Origin of the sequence: Thermicanus aegyptius DSM 12793, assembly GCF_000510645.1 — a bacterium.
Taxonomy (GTDB): domain Bacteria; phylum Bacillota; class Bacilli; order Thermicanales; family Thermicanaceae; genus Thermicanus; species Thermicanus aegyptius.
This window is the reverse complement of sequence record NZ_KI783301.1, coordinates 3,586,102-3,602,626: the sequence shown is the minus strand read 5'-3', so window position 1 is coordinate 3,602,626 and position 16,525 is coordinate 3,586,102. Positions and strand designations below refer to the sequence as shown.

The window sequence follows — 16,525 nt, the reverse complement described above, 5'->3', positions numbered from 1 at the left end:
CGTGTCAAATTCAGAAATAGTCATTTTACACTATTTTTCATTTCTCGTCAATATCTATTTTATTTTTTGGCGCCGGTTGGGAATCCTTCTATCTAAATTACGCAGAGTCTTCAAAAAAGGTTTCATAGAGGTAGCAAATTAGAGATGGCGTTCCAAAAAAACTTGTTGTTGAATCCTTTTAAACCCTTCCTTTATGGCCCGAGCCCGGATTTCTCCTATTCCCTCCACTTCATCCAGCTCTTCAATGGAGGCAGAAACGATTCGAGTTAATGACTGAAAATGAACGATGAGATTCTGAATGATGGCCATGGGCAGTCGGGGGATGCGATGGAGAAGCCTGTATCCTCTCGCCTGAATGGGTTCATCCAGTATCGTATTGTTTCCGGAATATCCAAGGACGCGGAGTATGTTGAGGCGATCCAGGATTTCCTCCGAGGTAAGTTGTTTCATGGCCATGAGAATCTCTTCCGGCTTTCTTTGATCTGTTTCCCGTATGTAGTCTCGAATCAGCATGATGGCCTCCTCATCCACATTGGCGACCAGTTCTTCCAATTGCATCTGAATCAGCCGCCCTTCTACCCCCAGTTCTCGAATATACCGAAGAATTTCCCCTTTAATACGGAGAACCAATTCGATTCGTTGCAAGACGATCGCCACTTCCTGGAGGGTAACCAGTTCCTCAAATTCCAAGGCGGAAAGGTTGCTTAAGGTTTGGTCTAGGACCGCTTTGTATTTCTCCAAGGTTTGTAAGGCCTGGTTTGCTTTCGCCAGGATCACGCTGATTTCCTTCAACGTGTAGCGAAGATTCCCTTTGTAGATGGTAATTACATTTCTCCTTTGCGAGATGGCGATGACCAGTTTTCCCGTCTGCTTCGCAGTCCTTTCTGCAGTCCGATGCCTCGTACCCGTCTCTAAAGAGGGAATCGAAGAATCGGGGATGAGCTGCGTATTGGCATAGATGATTCGTTTCGCGTCTTCACTTAATACGATCGCTCCGTCCATCTTCGCCAGTTCATAAATGTGCGACGGTGAAAAATCGCATTGAAGATTAAACCCTCCATCGCAAAGGGAAAGAACTTCCGGTGTGTCGCCAACCACGATAAGGCCACCGGTCTTCGCCCGCAGGATATTCTCCAACCCCTCCCGTAATTCCGTTCCTGGAGCAATCATGGCCAATACTTGATTCATAATCTCCTCGCTTTTTGGTTCTGCCCTCCCCGGTTCTCCTTTTCCCAATTCCTGTTTAATGAGATCCGGCTTTGCCGATTCCCCTTTACCGTGCCCTATTTTTGCTGAATCGGCTTTATATGGGTCCACCTTATTCATTTCCGCCTTCCCTTCGATCATCGCTACCCCTACCTTCCTAAAACTTCATCGATTGCCTCTGTCAGCGTCTCAACAGCGCTCACCTTCATTTCCCCCGGAAATTCGATCCCCTGAAGATTAATACGCGGGAGAATCACCCTTTTTATGCCCATCTGATAGGCTTCTTGTATTCGCTGCTCAACACGGGGCACCCCTCTGATCTCCCCCGTCAATCCCACCTCCCCAATCAGAAGATCATGGTAAGGAATGGGGCGATCTCGGTAGCTAGAAACTAAACTTAATGCAATCGCGAGATCGGCAGCCGGGTCATTTAACCTCATGCCTCCAACCACATTAACATAAGCGTCCTGGGAACCCAGAAGGATCCCTGCTCTTTTTTCCAATACGGCAAGGATCATCGCGACACGATTGTAGTCAAGGCCTGTAGCCACCCTGCGGGGAGTCGGGAAAAGGGTGGGCGAAAGGAGAGCTTGGATCTCTACTAAAATGGGTCTTGTCCCTTCCATGGTGGCGGTAATGCTTGCACCTGCAGCCGCCAGAGACCGCTCAGATAAAAATAATTCGGAGGGATTTTGTACTTCTACAAGCCCTTTCTCTTTCATTTCAAACACGCCCATCTCATGGGTGGGACCGAAACGATTTTTTACCGTTCTCAGAATTCGATAGGTGTGATGAGCCTCTCCTTCAAAATAGAGAACCGTATCCACCATATGTTCTAAAATACGCGGCCCCGCAATCTCTCCCTGTTTCGTCACGTGGCCTACTAAAATGGTAGCAATTTCTTCACGTTTTGTAAATCGAAGGAGGGCAGCCGCCGTTTCCCGAACCTGGGAGACACTTCCGGGTGCGGAGGAGATTTCAGGGAGAAACATCGTCTGAATCGAATCAATAATCACAAGGGTTGGTTTTAATTTTTTTGCCTCTTCAATAATGGTTTCGACGTTCGTTTCTGCCATGAGAAAGAGATTCTCATTTTTAATCCCTAACCGTTCTCCCCTGAGACGGATCTGCGCCGGCGATTCTTCCCCGGAGACATAGAGAACCTTCCGCCCTTCCCGGGCAAACTGATGGGTGGCTTGCAAAAGAAGGGTCGATTTCCCGATCCCTGGATCACCGCCTACTAGCGTAAATGAACCCGGGACGATGCCTCCACCCAATACCCTGTCCAGTTCCCTAAACCCTATCTGAATTCTAGGAGCGGTTTCCCCTTTTACTTCGTTGAAAGGAATGGGCTTTTCCATCCTGTGGGAGAGCCATCGTTTTTCTTCTTTTTCCTCCCTCTCTTCCACCATGGTATTCCATTCGGAACAACCGGGACAACGCCCCATCCATTTCGCCGATTCATAACCACACTGCTGGCAGACAAATTTACTTTTGGTTTTCCCCATTTGTTTAAAAACCTTCCCTGTTCATTTTTTTCTTTCATCTTTATCTTATATTTTTTTCCACAACGTTTCATTCTTTAATATCGTAATTCCAAGGAGGATTCGTTAATCGAAGGAATAAAGAGAAGTATCGGTTTACATCGATGAGGAGGAAGGAGAAAAGGAGGGCATGAAAAGGGAGGAGGCTCCCGCCCCCTCCTACCTACTCAATGGACCGTTGCCGGATGTAAAACGCTAGATCAGGAGGAAACCGCCTGTTGGTCGGTGCTGGCTACGACGATTTCATCCCCCTTAAGGTCAAAGTGCACCACATCTCCTTTGTGAATGGTTCCCTTCAGTAATTCCTCGGAAAGACGGTCCTCAATTTGCCGCTGCAAAGAACGGCGAATCGGCCGCGCCCCATATTGGGGATCAAATCCCTGCTTCGCGATCCAGGAAACAACCTCTTCAGATAACGTAAAGTCTATGCCTTGCTCCTTTAAGCGGGCCCTGATCTCTTCCGCCATCAAGCGAACGATCTCTTTAATCTGAGCCTCTTCCAGAGCATGGAAGACAATGATCTCATCAATCCGGTTCAGGAATTCAGGCCGAAAAGTCCTCTTTAGTTCTTCCATCACCTTGGTCTTCATGTTTTCATAATTGGCCTCTTGCTGATGAACCGTAAACCCGAGGGTGGTATTCTTGCGAATGAGCTCCTGGCCGACATTTGATGTCATGATGATAATCGTGTTGCGAAAATCTACGGTACGACCTTTTCCATCCGTTAAACGTCCATCCTCCAATACCTGCAGCAGAATATTAAATACTTCCGGATGGGCTTTCTCAATCTCGTCAAAGAGCACGACCGAATAAGGCTTGCGCCGTACCTTCTCCGTCAATTGTCCCCCTTCTTCATATCCTACATATCCGGGAGGAGAGCCGACAAGCCGGGAGGTGGAATGTTTCTCCATATATTCGGACATGTCGATCCGGATCATGGCTTCCTCATCCCCAAACATGGCCTCCGCCAACGCACGGGCCAATTCCGTCTTCCCCACCCCGGTAGGTCCAAGGAAAATGAAGGAACCGATCGGCCGTTTCGGATCTTTAAGGCCGGCCCGAGCGCGTCGTATGGCACGGGCCACACTCCGTACCGCCTCTTCCTGCCCGATCACCCGTTTATGCAAGATATCTTCCATATGAAGCAGGCGCTCCGTTTCTTCCTGTTGCAGTTGAACGACAGGAATGCCGGTCCAATTGGCCACCACTTGGGCGATATCTTCCGGGGTCACCTCTGAATCGGTTTGTCCCTGCTTCTCCTTCCATTCTTTCTTCGTTTGCTCTAACGAATCCCGCAAGCGCTGTTCCTTATCCCTTAACGCGGCCGCCTTTTCAAACTCTTGGCTCTGTACCGCAGCGTCCTTCTCCTTCTTCACTTCCTCCAGTTCTTTTTCAATCTGTTTCAGATTGGGTGGAATGGTATAAGCATTGAGGCGAACTCTGGAAGCAGCCTCATCGATCAAGTCAATCGCTTTATCGGGAAGGAAACGGTCGGTAATGTAACGATCCGAAAGGCGAACAGCCGCTTCGATGGCTTCATCGGTAATCTTTACCCGATGATGGGCTTCGTAACGATCCCTAAGCCCTTTCAAGATCTGAATCGTATCCTCTTGTGTCGGTTCTTCTACCTTAATAGGTTGGAAACGGCGTTCCAATGCAGCATCTTTTTCAATATATTTCCGATATTCATCTAAAGTGGTTGCCCCGATGCACTGCAATTCGCCCCGGGCTAAAGCAGGTTTCAAAATGTTGGAAGCATCGATCGCTCCTTCCGCTCCTCCCGCTCCAATTAATGTATGCAATTCATCGATGAACAGGATCACGTTTCCAGCTTGCCTGATTTCATCCATGATCTTCTTCAGCCGATCTTCAAACTCACCCCGATATTTTGTCCCGGCTACCACCGTTCCCATATCGAGGGTCATGACTCGTTTATCCCTTAATGTTTCCGGTATCTCATTATTCACAATCCGTTGAGCTAAACCTTCGGCGATGGCCGTCTTTCCGACCCCCGGCTCACCGATGAGGACCGGGTTGTTCTTGGTGCGTCGGCTTAATACCTGAATCACCCGTTCGATCTCTTTTTCCCTTCCTACGACCGGGTCAAGGGCCCCATCCTTAGCCATGGCAGTCAAATCTCTCGCAAGGCTATCTAACGTCGGCGTATTCGCATGTTTATTGACGGATCCTTGCGGATTTCCTGCCAGCATTTCACTGTTCCCAAGTAGTTGAAGGACTTGTTGGCGAGCCTTGTTTAAACTAATTCCCAAGTTATTCAGGACCCGTGCGGCTACCCCTTCTCCTTCCCGAATGAGGCCAAGGAGAATATGCTCCGTCCCCACATAGGTATGGCCTAATTTCCGAGCTTCATCCATCGAGAGTTCGATAACCTTTTTTGCTCGGGGGGTGTAGGGGGTATTGGTCGGTTTCTCATGCCCTCGGCCGATGAGCGCTTCGACCTCATCCTGGATCTTCTCCAGGCTAAGTCCCAGGCTCATCAAGGCTTTTGCCGCAATGCCATCTCCCTCTCGGATGAGGCCGAGGAGAATATGCTCCGTCCCGATGCTGTTATGACCGAGGCGAACCGCTTCTTCCTGGGCCAGGGAGAGAACCCGTTGTGCCCTTTCCGTAAATCTTCCAAACATCATTTTTTAACACCTCCAGGATCGGTTGTTTTAAATAAAATATTTTTGCAATTGTTCACGGATTAACGTAGCCCTCTTTTCATCTCTCTCTTCTGCCGTCATGGGTTGGGCAAAATACGTCTGAACGTAGCCGGGTTGTATCATCACCCAGAGTTCATTCAATTCTGCGGATGGAATTCCTTCAATCAATCCTAAGTCTACCCCTAAAAGAACGTCCGACAAAAGAGAGGTGGCTTCCTTCGTCTCCATGCTTCGCGCATAGCGAAGGAGTCCAAAGCTGCGGTAAATTCGATCCGCAAGCTGAAGGGGCATCGAATTCTTAAGCATCTCCCGGGCCGCCCGTTCATGATCAATTATTTGGCGAACCACACCTCGTAAGTTATCAATGATCTCCTCTTCCGCTAAACCGAGTGTGATCTGATTCGATATCTGAAACAAATTCCCTTGAGCTTCGCTTCCTTCCCCATAAACCCCACGGACTACGAGGCCTACCTGATTCACAGCTCCTAAGATCCGGTTAATCTGTTTCGTCATGACCAGGGCGGGAAGATGAAGCATAACGGAAGCTCTGATCCCGGCCCCCGTATTGGTAGGGCAGCTGGTTAAGTACCCTCTCCGATCATCAAAAGCGTAATCCATCTCCTCTTCAATCCAGTCGTCGATCAGATTCGCATGTTCCCAAGCTTCCTCTAATTGAAATCCGGGCAATAAAGTTTGAATTCGGATATGATCCTCTTCATTAAGCATGATGCTAACCTCTTCATTATCACTGAGGATAACCGCACCCTTCCTCGCCTCCTCGGCCAAAAACGGGCTGATTAAATGTTTTTCCACCAGCACCTTTCTCTCCAGCGGAGAAAGCGGATCAATGCGAATTAACTCGAGAGACTTAATAAAGGCGGGAGGCTTCCTTCTTAAGGTCTCTTCCATCCTCTTGATCACTTCCTCCGCCTGTGAATCCGTGATTAAAAGTTGGAAAGGAAGATCCTTCAGATTCCGGGCAAGCCTGACGCGGGTACTCATCACAATATCATGATCAGGGGCCTCCTGTTTCATGTTTTCACTTAAAGGTTTTTGGATGAATTTATCAACGGACAATTTACTCCCTCCCTCACTCGTTGGACTGGCTTTCCAATTCACGGATTTGGTCTCTTATTTTGGCCGCTTCTTCAAATTCCTCCCGTTCCACCTTCCTTGCCAACAATCTCTTCAAATCCTCCAATTTCCTCTTTAAACCTAATTTATGCTCCGATCTCCGAGGAACCTTCCCCCGGTGTATCGTATTTCCGTGAACGCGGCGGAAGAGAGGTTCCAGCTGTTCCTCAAAGGCATGATAACATCCGCTGCACCCAAAACGGCCGCTCTGGGTAAACTGCTGATAGGTTAGCCCACAAGTGGGGCACTGAAGAGGCCTCGATGTTACCTGGCTGGCATGGGGTTGGTTGTAAGATAGAAGGCCGGAGAGGAGATTATGGATCGAAAAGGCGTCCGGATTGCCCGGCATCATTTCGCCCCTCTCTCTGGCGCATATTTCGCATAAATGCATCTCTGTTTTCTGGCCGTTGACGATCTTTGTGAAATGGAAAGTGGCCGGCCTTACTCCACATTGTTGGCAGATCATTCCTCTTCACCATCCTTAAAACGAATCAGCGTGGCGATGACGGTTTTCATCAGTCGAGCACGGATCTCATCTCGAACCGACGTGGGTAGTCTTAAAACATTACGGGATACCATTCCCTTAATCATTTCCATCTCCCTCCGGGTGATAAAACCCTCCTCCAACAATCGTTCCAAAATGCCTTCCGCCCCGACTTGACTTATTTCCTCGCCGACGAGCGAAAAAGTCTCCATTAACAATTGATCTTTATCTTCAGTGCTTAGTTTACGGATCCGGATAAACCCCCCCCCGCCCCGCTTGCTCTCCACCATGTATCCCTTTTCCAGGGTAAAGCGCGTGGTAATCACATAGTTGATCTGGGACGGAACGCAGTTAAATTCCTCTGCCAATTGACTTCGTTGGATTTCGATAAAACCGGTGTTACTCTTCATCAGAATCTGTTTAAGGTATTCTTCGATGATGTTGGTAATATTTTTCAAAGAACCACCTCCAAACTCGTTCTGACTTTGACTATCTTTGACTAATTATAGTATACTCCAATTCAAGGATTTTGCAATAGGTTCTATCCAAAAGTATAAAAAAAAAGCCTCTCTTTTATTCGGAGAGGGTCTCCCTTAGGATCTAATCCGGATTTTTTCGATCGATTACAACCGTACGATCGATCATGGTTCGGTTTGAAGTGAGGTTTCTTACGAAATGTTTTAACGGGTCACCAAGGGGATTAATTCTTTCATAGAAGAAATCACATAATCGGCATCGGCCAATTCTCGCGGGTCCGCATAGCCAAAAACACAACCAATCACGATCAGTCCATTCTTCTTCCCTGCTTCCACATCGGAGAGGCGATCCCCTACCATAAACCCTCTTTCTGCAGGATAATTCTTCAGCAAAAGATGGACCAGATCCGCTTTGGTCTTTGTCTTATACTTCCCCGCCGTATAAAGATCTGTAAAAAAAGGGCGTATTTCAAAGGTGTTTAAAATCGCCTCTACGTAGTCGGGACGGCCGTTGCTCGCAATAAAAAGAGAATACCCCCTTTGATACAGTTCCTTTACGGTTTCCTCCACCCCTGGGTATAACTTTCCATAACGGGAGAAAATAAGCTCCCGCTCATATTCAAACATCCATCCGTCCGCCAACCGATGAACTTCCACGCTGCAATCGGGCAGCAAGGTTTTCCACATTTCATCCATGGTTTTCCCAAGTTGCGTCAGCATGAGGGAATCGGGTGGGATATTCCCATAATAAAGCCCTTCTCGTATTAATTTTTCAAAGGTGTGACGAAATGCAGCCAATGCAACAGGCTCTGTTTGAAATAAGGTCCCATCCATATCAAAAATAACCGTTTGTTTCAAATGATGCCACCTATCTTTCTTTTGCGATCCCTATCATTGTACCATACCCTCCGGAGCCTTACTAGGCGATACTTCTTCGACTCTTGAGCAAAAAAGGGATGAGGTAACCTCCGATAAAACCTCCAAGGTGGCCCATAATGCTGATATTGGGGATGAAAACGGAAGAGAGAAAACCGATGACTAAGAACACAAGAACCGTTTGCTTAGATGACTCATCAAGGAATCGTTTTTTCCGAACGATAAAATGAAAATAAACTCCCATCAGTCCAAAATCGATCCCCGATGCCCCAATGGTTGGAGCGGGATCGAAGAAAAGAATCGTGAGCGATCCGGTCAACGCGGTCACGAGGAGGATAAAAATGAAACCTACCTTGCCATAGATCCGTTCTAAAGGTGGAGCAAAGAGATAAAAGAAAAAAAGATTAAATAAGAGGTGAAACATGCCATTATGGAGGAAAACATAGGTGATTAGCCTCCAGACCTCTCCCTCTACCACATGGGAAGGGGACAGGACGGCGAGATCGACGACCCATCCATAACCGATGGTTAAAAGGATCTCTTTTACGAGCATGGAAAGTAACACCATTCCGATAAAAAGGGCGCTTATAGGGTACCTTTTGATGTACAGGGGAAGAGATTCATGTCGTACGAAGAGCATCTTCTTCTTCCTTTCTTCTCTTTTCCTTTCTTCTATTCATTCTCTCCTTTTTTCATTCTCTTGTTCGCGTACAAAATCCTCCTTTTATCCCCCTCGCCATGTATTGGTATAACGGAAAACCCCGTTGATAAAAAAAGCTTCTGACACGACTCATTCTCGCATCAGAAGCTTATGACCCTTCCTCTCCCATCGTGATTCACTCATTGGGCAAGTTCGTCCTACGTTTACGCTTGATCGACCGGTTTTTTCAGAAATGTGACGATCAACGCCGTCACGACCGCACCGATCAGAATCGCCAACGCGTATAGCAATACGTGGCCAACCGCATTCGGTACCGCCAGGACAAAAATTCCGCCATGCGGTGCTCTAAGCGTCGCCCGGAACAACATGGACAATCCCCCCGTTACAGCCGAACCGATCACGATCGATGGGATGACGCGGAACGGATCGCGCGCCGCAAACGGAATCGCCCCCTCCGTAATGAAGGAAATTCCAAGCACGGCAGCCGCCTTGCCCGCTTCCTGCTCCTCTTTCGTGTATTTTTTCGGCGCAATCCACGTCGACAACGCCATGCCGATCGGTGGAACCATCCCGGCCGCCATGACTGCAGCCATGATCATGTAACCCGCATCGGTTTGACTGCCCAACATACCGGTCGCAAACGTATAGGCCACTTTATTGATCGGCCCCCCCATATCGGAAGCCATCATCGCCCCTAGTAACAATCCAAGTCCGACGGAGGCAGACGTTCCCATATTCTTCAAGCCATCGGTTAAACCCGTCATCATTTCTTTAACCGGCGTACCGATGATAAAAATCATTACCAATCCGACGATGGCGGTCGCGAGAAACGGAATGATCAAGACCGGCATTAAGCCTTGCAGATTTTTCGGCAATCGGATACCGTCACGAATCCATTTGGCTACATAGCCTGCCAAAAATCCTGAGATAATTCCGCCTAGGAAGCCCGCTCCTAGAGTGGAAGCCAGAATCCCTCCAACCAATCCCGGCGCCAAACCGGGTCGATCGGCGATCGACATCGCGATAAATCCGGACAAAATCGGTACCATCAACGCAAATGCGGAGCCTCCGCCGATGTCCATGAGTGCCTTAGCGATCGTATAATATGGCGATGAGGGATCATTAAACGCCGTTATCCCGAACGCGAATGAAATGGCGATCAACAACCCCCCTGCCGTTACCAGAGGAATCATGTGGGATACGCCGTTCATCAAGTGTTTGTAAAAGTTGGGCATAGAATCTTTTTTCTGTTCTTTAGCCCGCTGAACTTGTTCCTGATACTCCAAGGGAGGCCGCTCCGATGCCTGCAGAGCCGCTTCGATCAGACGTTTCGCATCTTTGATCGCCGAGGAGACCGACGTTTCCAGCACCCGTTTGTTTGCGAATCGCTGCAAATCCACCTTTTTGTCGGCTGCGATGATGACCGCGTCCGCCTCTTCGATTTCTTCCGACGTTAATGTGTGCTCCGCGCCGACCGATCCCTGTGTTTCGACACGAATCGCGTATCCTAACTCCTTTGCCGCTTTTTCTAAAGCTTCCGCCGCCATATACGTGTGAGCGATTCCAGTCGGGCAAGCGGTAATCGCAACCAATTTTTTCGTCTGTTCCCCCATCCGATTCTCGGTTTCGGAATTCTCATTTCTCTGTTTTCTGAGAATATCCAGTATTTCCTGTTTTGTTTCCGCTTCCATCAGCCCGTTGCGAATTTCCTCTTGCAGCAACATACGCGAAAGTTCGGCGAGAATGTACAAATGTTCTTCGTCCGCTTGATCAGGTACCGCTATCATAAAGACGAGATGAACCGGTTTTCCGTCGAGTGAGTCAAAAGCGACACCCCTACGGCTTACTCCCAATGCGAGAGCCGGCCTGCGTACAAAAGCCGAACGTCCATGCGGAATGGCAATCCCATCGCCGATTCCGGTCGTACCTTGACGTTCCCGGTCCAATACCGCTTTCATAAAACCTTGTTTGTCCAGAACAATTCCTTCCTCAACTAAAACATCCGCCAACTCATGGAACACGGCTTCTTTATCCGTTCCTCTCAGATGGAGGATAATTCGTCCCGGTGTGAGCAAATCATACAGATTCATCTCTCTTCTCCCTCCATTACATGTAGTTGAATTTGCGGCAAAATCGCTTCCGCTTCTTCCTTCGTACAGACTTCAGAACCGGCGTGCATGACGGTCGCAGTGCCACATGCGGTGGCATAGACAAGAGCCTCATGCGGTTTCCTATTCTTGTGAAATTGCGAGACAAAACCGGCAACGATCGAATCTCCTGCGCCAATGGTACTCTTCGGCGTAATGACCGGCGGGATCGCCCGATACAAACCTTCGGAGGTAACCAACAGTGTTCCTTTGTCGCCCATCGAAACACAGACGATCTCTCCCCCTTGGGACCTTAACTCGCGTGCGGCGTGTGCAATCTCTGATTCCAAACGAAGTGGACTCCCCCACCATTGCTCCAATTCCTCAACATTTGGTTTTACAAAATTGGGTCTTGCTTGTACCGCCTCCGTCAATGCCTGACCGGAAGTGTCAAGGGCGATGAATATGCTCCGCTCATCCGCCTTGCCAAACGATTCAATGATGGTTCGGTACATGGTATAATCGGCATCGCCCGGAATACTTCCGGCAATCACGACCGCATCCCCCGGTTGCACCAGCGAATGCAATTGTTCTATCAATCGGTCCAGATCGTGATTGGTTATCAGGCCCCCCGTTCCGTTTAATTGGGTCTCTTCCGTCGGGGTAATAATTTTGACGTTTGTCCGTGTCTCCCCATCGATCTCCAAAAAACGATGTTGGATCGATTGTCTGGAAAGGTCGGAACGAATCCAATGTCCGACGGAACCGCCAAGAAACCCGGTCGCAATGGTGGAAACCCCGAGACGGTGCAACACTTTGGATACATTGATCCCTTTGCCGCCGCTGTCTTTTCGTATGAAAGAAACAGCATGGACATCACCGACACGCAACGAGTCGGTGTATACTGTCAAATCCAATGCCGGATTGACCGTTACGGTGATGATCTTCAATTCTTTTCCTCCTAGCGTTGCTGATCTTCCCAAACTGCTTATCGAAAGAGATCGGGACAGCATGGTGACTCGATCGTTACTCACATACCGATGGATGATTAAACACAAAAGACGGTCACACCATTCGATTCCAACCAATTGCGGTCTTCAACGGACAATCCCTCGTCTGTAACTAAGATATCCACTTCGCCGACTTCCCCGACATGGGTCAATGTGGTTTTCCCAAACTTCGAACTATCGGCAAGCAGTACAACCTTTTCCGCCGCGCGCATCATGGCGCGTTTTACCCATGCTTCTTGCATGTCCGGTGTGGTCAATCCCGTTTCCTCGGATATCCCGTTCATTCCCAAAAAACAGATGTCCGCGTGGAAATTCCGGATGGTTTCGATCGTTATTTCGCCAACCATCGCATACGTATTCGTCTTTATCACACCGCCTGCCGCTAATACCGTGTATTTCTTCGAGCTAAGAATCTCAGCTATATTCAATGCGTTGGTGATAATCTTTACATTGGGCGTATTCAAAGCCCTTGCCAACGCAGCCGTCGTAGTCCCTGCGTCAATGAGAATCGACGAATGTTCCTCTACCAAAGATGCCGCAAATTTTCCAATACGTTCTTTCTCCTCTGCAAACAAATCTTGTTTGTCGTAGTTGGAAGCCTCAATTGCCATATGCTGTACCAGGACGGCGCCTCCGTGAACCCGCTTGATCAACCCCTGACGCTCCAGTTCTTCCAAATCTCTCCGAATCGTCGACTCCGAGGCCGCCAACGACTTCATGAGCTGGGAAATCCGCACCGAACCTTTTCGTCGGATCTGATCGAAAATGATTTGTTGCCGATCGACACTCAGCATTCATTTCACCTCCTCTGGTCCTCTTCATGGTATAAGTGTATCACAGCGCTTTCATAAAATCAATCATAATCATTCTTTTTCAATCTTATTCTATCATATTTATTTCATTTCCCTTCATGTATAAGGGATTCTTGTACCAGATGTAGACGAGGAACCATCCACATTTGTACCTTTTGAAACCGGATGAACACCCTTCTTTTAAGTGTGCAAAACCATAGTAGTGAAAAACAAAAAGACCGATGGTCTAATCCAGATGATCATCGGATTGAACCATCGGTCTTTCTTTTTGCCTGGCAACGTCCTACTCTCCCAGGGGGTCGCCCCCCAAGTACCCTCGGCGCTGAAGAGCTTAACTTCCGTGTTCGGGATGGGTACGGGTGTGTCCTCTTCGCCATCGTCACCAGACTTCTCTCTTTCGCCTTTCGGCTTCTTTCGGGAACTTTCCATTCCCTCAAAACCGGATCAGGAAAAAGCGAAGATCGCTCCTCTATGGTTAAGGGGTCGACCGATTCGTATCCGTCAGCTCCATGCATTGCTGCACTTCCACCCCGGACCGATCTACCTCGTCTTCTTCAAGGGGTCTTACCGGAAATCTCATCTTGAGGGGGGCTTCACGCTTAGATGCTTTCAGCGCTTATCCCTTCCGTACTTAGCTACCCAGCGATGCGCCTGGCGGCACAACTGGTTCACCAGCGGTACGTCCATCCCGGTCCTCTCGTACTAAGGACAGCTCCTCTCAAATTTCCTACGCCCGCGACAGATAGGGACCGAACTGTCTCACGACGTTCTGAACCCAGCTCGCGTACCGCTTTAATGGGCGAACAGCCCAACCCTTGGGACCGACTACAGCCCCAGGATGCGATGAGCCGACATCGAGGTGCCAAACCTCCCCGTCGATGTGGACTCTTGGGGGAGATAAGCCTGTTATCCCCAGGGTAGCTTTTATCCGTTGAGCGATGGCCCTTCCTCTCGGTACCACCGGATCACTAAGCCCGACTTTCGTCCCTGCTCGAGACGTCCCTCTCGCAGTCAAGCTCCCTTTTGCCTTTGCACTCGCCGCGCGATTTCCATCCGCGCTGAGGGAACCTTTGGGCGCCTCCGCTACGCTTTAGGAGGCGACCGCCCCAGTCAAACTGCCCACCTGACACGCTCCCCCACCCCGCCTTAGGGGCGTAGGTTAGAACCCCGCTATCTTCAGGGTAGTATCCCACCGCCGCCTCCACCGATCCTGGCGGACCGGCTTCTTAGGCTCCTACCTATCCTGTACAGAACATACCAAGGTCCAATATCAGGCTGCAGTAAAGCTCCATGGGGTCTTTCCGTCTAGTCGCGGGTAACCTGCATCTTCACAGGTATTACGATTTCACCGAGTCTCTTGCCGAGACAGCGCCCAAGTCGTTACGCCTTTCGTGCGGGTCGGAACTTACCCGACAAGGAATTTCGCTACCTTAGGACCGTTATAGTTACGGCCGCCGTTTACTGGGGCTTCGGTTCTGAGCTTTCACCCTTCCCCTTAACCTTCCAGCACCGGGCAGGCGTCAGCCCCTATACTTCGCCTTCCGGCTTCGCAGAGACCTGTGTTTTTGCTAAACAGTCGCTTGGGCCTCTTCTCTGCGGCCTGCTCCCGCAGGCACCCCTTCTCCCGAAGTTACGGGGTCATTTTGCCGAGTTCCTTGGCAAGAGTTCTCTCGCGCGCCTTAGGATTCTCTCCTCGCCTACCTGTGTCGGTTTCCGGTACGGGCACCTTTCCCCTCGCTAGAGGCTTTTCTTGGCAGTCTGAATTCGGAAGCTTCGGTACTCTTACTTCCCTCCCCATCACAGCCCAGGATCCGGCAAACGGATTTCCCTCTTTGCCTCCCTCACTGCTTGGACGCGCTCTTCCAGCCGCGCGCTCTTCCTATCCTCCTGCGTCCCCCCTTCGCTCAATCGGGAATCGGTGGTACAGGATTTTCCACCTGTTCTCCATCGACTACGCCTTTCGGCCTCGCCTTAGGTCCCGACTTACCCTGAGCGGACGAACCTTCCTCAGGAACCCTTAGGCTTTCGGCGGATCGGATTCTCACCGATCTTTTCGTTACTCACACCGGCATTCTCACTTCTTATCCCTCCACAGGTCCTCCCGGTCCTGCTTCCCTGCGATAAGAACGCTCCCCTACCATGCCTCCCGGCATCCATGGCTTCGGTGCCGTGCTTGAGCCCCGTTACATTTTCCGCGCAGCGTCACTCGACCAGTGAGCTATTACGCACTCTTTCAATGATGGCTGCTTCTAAGCCAACATCCTGGTTGTCTTCGCAACGCCACATCGTTTCCCACTTAGCACGTACTTCGGGACCTTAGCCGATGGTCTGGGCTGTTTCCCTCTTGACCACGGATCTTAGCATTCGTGGTCTGACTCCCAAGAACCAAAAGTCCGGCATTCGCAGTTTGACTGGGTTCGGTAATCCGAGGTGGACCCCTAGCCCGATCAGTGCTCTACCTCCGGCTTTCTTCCCTTGAGGCTAGCCCTAAAGCTATTTCGGGGAGAACCAGCTATCTCCGTGTTCGATTGGAATTTCTCCCCTACCCACACCTCATCCCCTACCTTTTCAACGGGAGTGGGTTCGGGCCTCCAGCGGGTGTTACCCCGCCTTCACCCTGGACATGGGTAGATCACACGGTTTCGGGTCTACGCCTGCATACTTCCCGCCCTACCTTCACCCGCAAAAGTGCAAGCACTTTCGCGGGGCCCGGATCTTTCAGACTCGCTTTCGCTCCGGCTCCGCGTTCCCCGCTTAACCTCGCATGCAAACGTAACTCGCCGGTTCATTCTACAAAAGGCACGCCGTCAGGCTTTCCAGGACCCCCAAAAAGTAACACTTTTTGGGGTGGATAAACGCCCTCCGACTGCTTGTAGGCACACGGTTTCAGGTTCTCTTTCACTCCCCTCCCGGGGTGCTTTTCACCTTTCCCTCACGGTACTGCTTCGCTATCGGTCACTAGGGAGTATTTAGCCTTGGGAGGGGGTCCTCCCTGCTTCCCACGGGATTCCTCGTGCCCCGTGGTACTCAGGATCCCTCGCGGGTTCAGGTCCGTTTCGGCTACAGGGGTCTTACCTCCTCCGCCGGATCGTTCCAGATCGCTTCGCCTACAAACCTTCCTTCCCTTCTCTCGAGGTCCTTCTACCCCGATGGGTTCCCCCATCGGTTTGGGCTCTTCCCCGTTCGCTCGCCACTACTGAGGGAATCACTCTTGTTTTCTTTTCCTCAGGGTACTGAGATGTTTCAGTTCCCCTGGTCTGCCTTCTCACACCCTATGGATTCAGGTGCGGATACCGCCCCATGACGGGCGGTGGGTTGCCCCATTCGGAGATCCCCGGATCGTCGCGTACTTACCGCTCCCCGAGGCATTTCGGTGTTCGTCCCGTCCTTCTTCGGCTCCTAGTGCCTAGGCATCCACCGTGCGCCCTTCCTACCTTAACCTCCCGGCTTGTGTTCTCAGGATTCCTCCCGCTTCACAAACCTTCACCGCTTTCTTCGCTTCTTGCCTGTATCCGGTTTTCAAGGAACGCTGAGGTTTCCCTCAAGAAAATTTCTTCCCCTTTCCCATG

11 protein-coding genes and 2 rRNA genes are annotated in these 16,525 nt (G+C 50.1%); all 13 read right to left on the bottom strand.

The features are described from left to right. Nucleotides 1-138: 138 nt before the first annotated feature. The gene (disA, locus tag THEAE_RS0119100; protein ID WP_039945564.1) at nucleotides 139-1,188 is read right to left on the bottom strand and encodes a DNA integrity scanning diadenylate cyclase DisA; all 1,050 of its coding nucleotides are present in this window, start codon (nucleotides 1,186-1,188) and stop codon (nucleotides 139-141) included. A gap of 167 nt (nucleotides 1,189-1,355) precedes the next feature. Further along, on the bottom strand, nucleotides 1,356-2,714 hold the full coding sequence (gene radA / locus THEAE_RS0119095; protein WP_005583538.1) for a DNA repair protein RadA: 1,359 nt from the start codon (nucleotides 2,712-2,714) through the stop codon (nucleotides 1,356-1,358). A gap of 236 nt (nucleotides 2,715-2,950) precedes the next feature. Beyond that, nucleotides 2,951-5,398 carry an ATP-dependent Clp protease ATP-binding subunit gene (locus THEAE_RS0119090; protein WP_028988504.1) on the bottom strand — a complete coding sequence of 816 codons (2,448 nt, stop codon included), beginning with the start codon at nucleotides 5,396-5,398 and terminating at the stop codon, nucleotides 2,951-2,953. A gap of 27 nt (nucleotides 5,399-5,425) precedes the next feature. Then, entirely contained in the window at nucleotides 5,426-6,493 is a 1,068-nt protein-coding gene (mcsB, locus tag THEAE_RS0119085) for a protein arginine kinase (protein ID WP_005583539.1), read from the bottom strand. Between the two features lie 13 nt (nucleotides 6,494-6,506). Further along, on the bottom strand, nucleotides 6,507-7,016 hold the full coding sequence (mcsA, locus tag THEAE_RS0119080) for a protein-arginine kinase activator protein McsA (protein WP_005583540.1): 510 nt from the start codon (nucleotides 7,014-7,016) through the stop codon (nucleotides 6,507-6,509). Beyond that, the gene (locus tag THEAE_RS0119075) at nucleotides 7,013-7,492 is read right to left on the bottom strand and encodes a CtsR family transcriptional regulator (protein ID WP_005583541.1); all 480 of its coding nucleotides are present in this window, start codon (nucleotides 7,490-7,492) and stop codon (nucleotides 7,013-7,015) included. The genes mcsA and THEAE_RS0119075 overlap by 4 nt, the downstream gene beginning before the upstream one ends. Before the next feature lie 222 nt (nucleotides 7,493-7,714). After that, the gene (locus THEAE_RS0119070; RefSeq protein WP_028988503.1) at nucleotides 7,715-8,368 is read right to left on the bottom strand and encodes an HAD family hydrolase; all 654 of its coding nucleotides are present in this window, start codon (nucleotides 8,366-8,368) and stop codon (nucleotides 7,715-7,717) included. Nucleotides 8,369-8,429: 61 nt separating this feature from the next. Then, the gene (locus tag THEAE_RS0119065) at nucleotides 8,430-9,026 is read right to left on the bottom strand and encodes a rhomboid family intramembrane serine protease (RefSeq protein ID WP_005583542.1); all 597 of its coding nucleotides are present in this window, start codon (nucleotides 9,024-9,026) and stop codon (nucleotides 8,430-8,432) included. 224 nt (nucleotides 9,027-9,250) lie between these two features. After that, nucleotides 9,251-11,137 (bottom strand): PTS fructose transporter subunit IIABC, encoded by a 1,887-nt coding sequence (locus tag THEAE_RS0119055; protein WP_005583543.1) that lies wholly within the window; start codon nucleotides 11,135-11,137, stop codon nucleotides 9,251-9,253. Then, the gene (pfkB, locus tag THEAE_RS0119050; RefSeq protein WP_028988502.1) at nucleotides 11,134-12,084 is read right to left on the bottom strand and encodes a 1-phosphofructokinase; all 951 of its coding nucleotides are present in this window, start codon (nucleotides 12,082-12,084) and stop codon (nucleotides 11,134-11,136) included. Before pfkB ends, THEAE_RS0119055 begins: the two co-directional genes overlap by 4 nt. Before the next feature lie 98 nt (nucleotides 12,085-12,182). After that, complete coding sequence (locus tag THEAE_RS0119045) at nucleotides 12,183-12,938, bottom strand: DeoR/GlpR family DNA-binding transcription regulator (RefSeq protein WP_028988501.1); 756 nt, start codon at nucleotides 12,936-12,938, stop codon at nucleotides 12,183-12,185. Between the two features lie 288 nt (nucleotides 12,939-13,226). After that, nucleotides 13,227-13,343: ribosomal RNA gene (gene rrf / locus THEAE_RS0119040) — 5S ribosomal RNA — on the bottom strand. Nucleotides 13,344-13,427: 84 nt separating this feature from the next. Next, nucleotides 13,428-16,397, bottom strand: a 23S ribosomal RNA gene (locus tag THEAE_RS0119035). Between the last annotated feature and the right edge of the window lie 128 nt (nucleotides 16,398-16,525).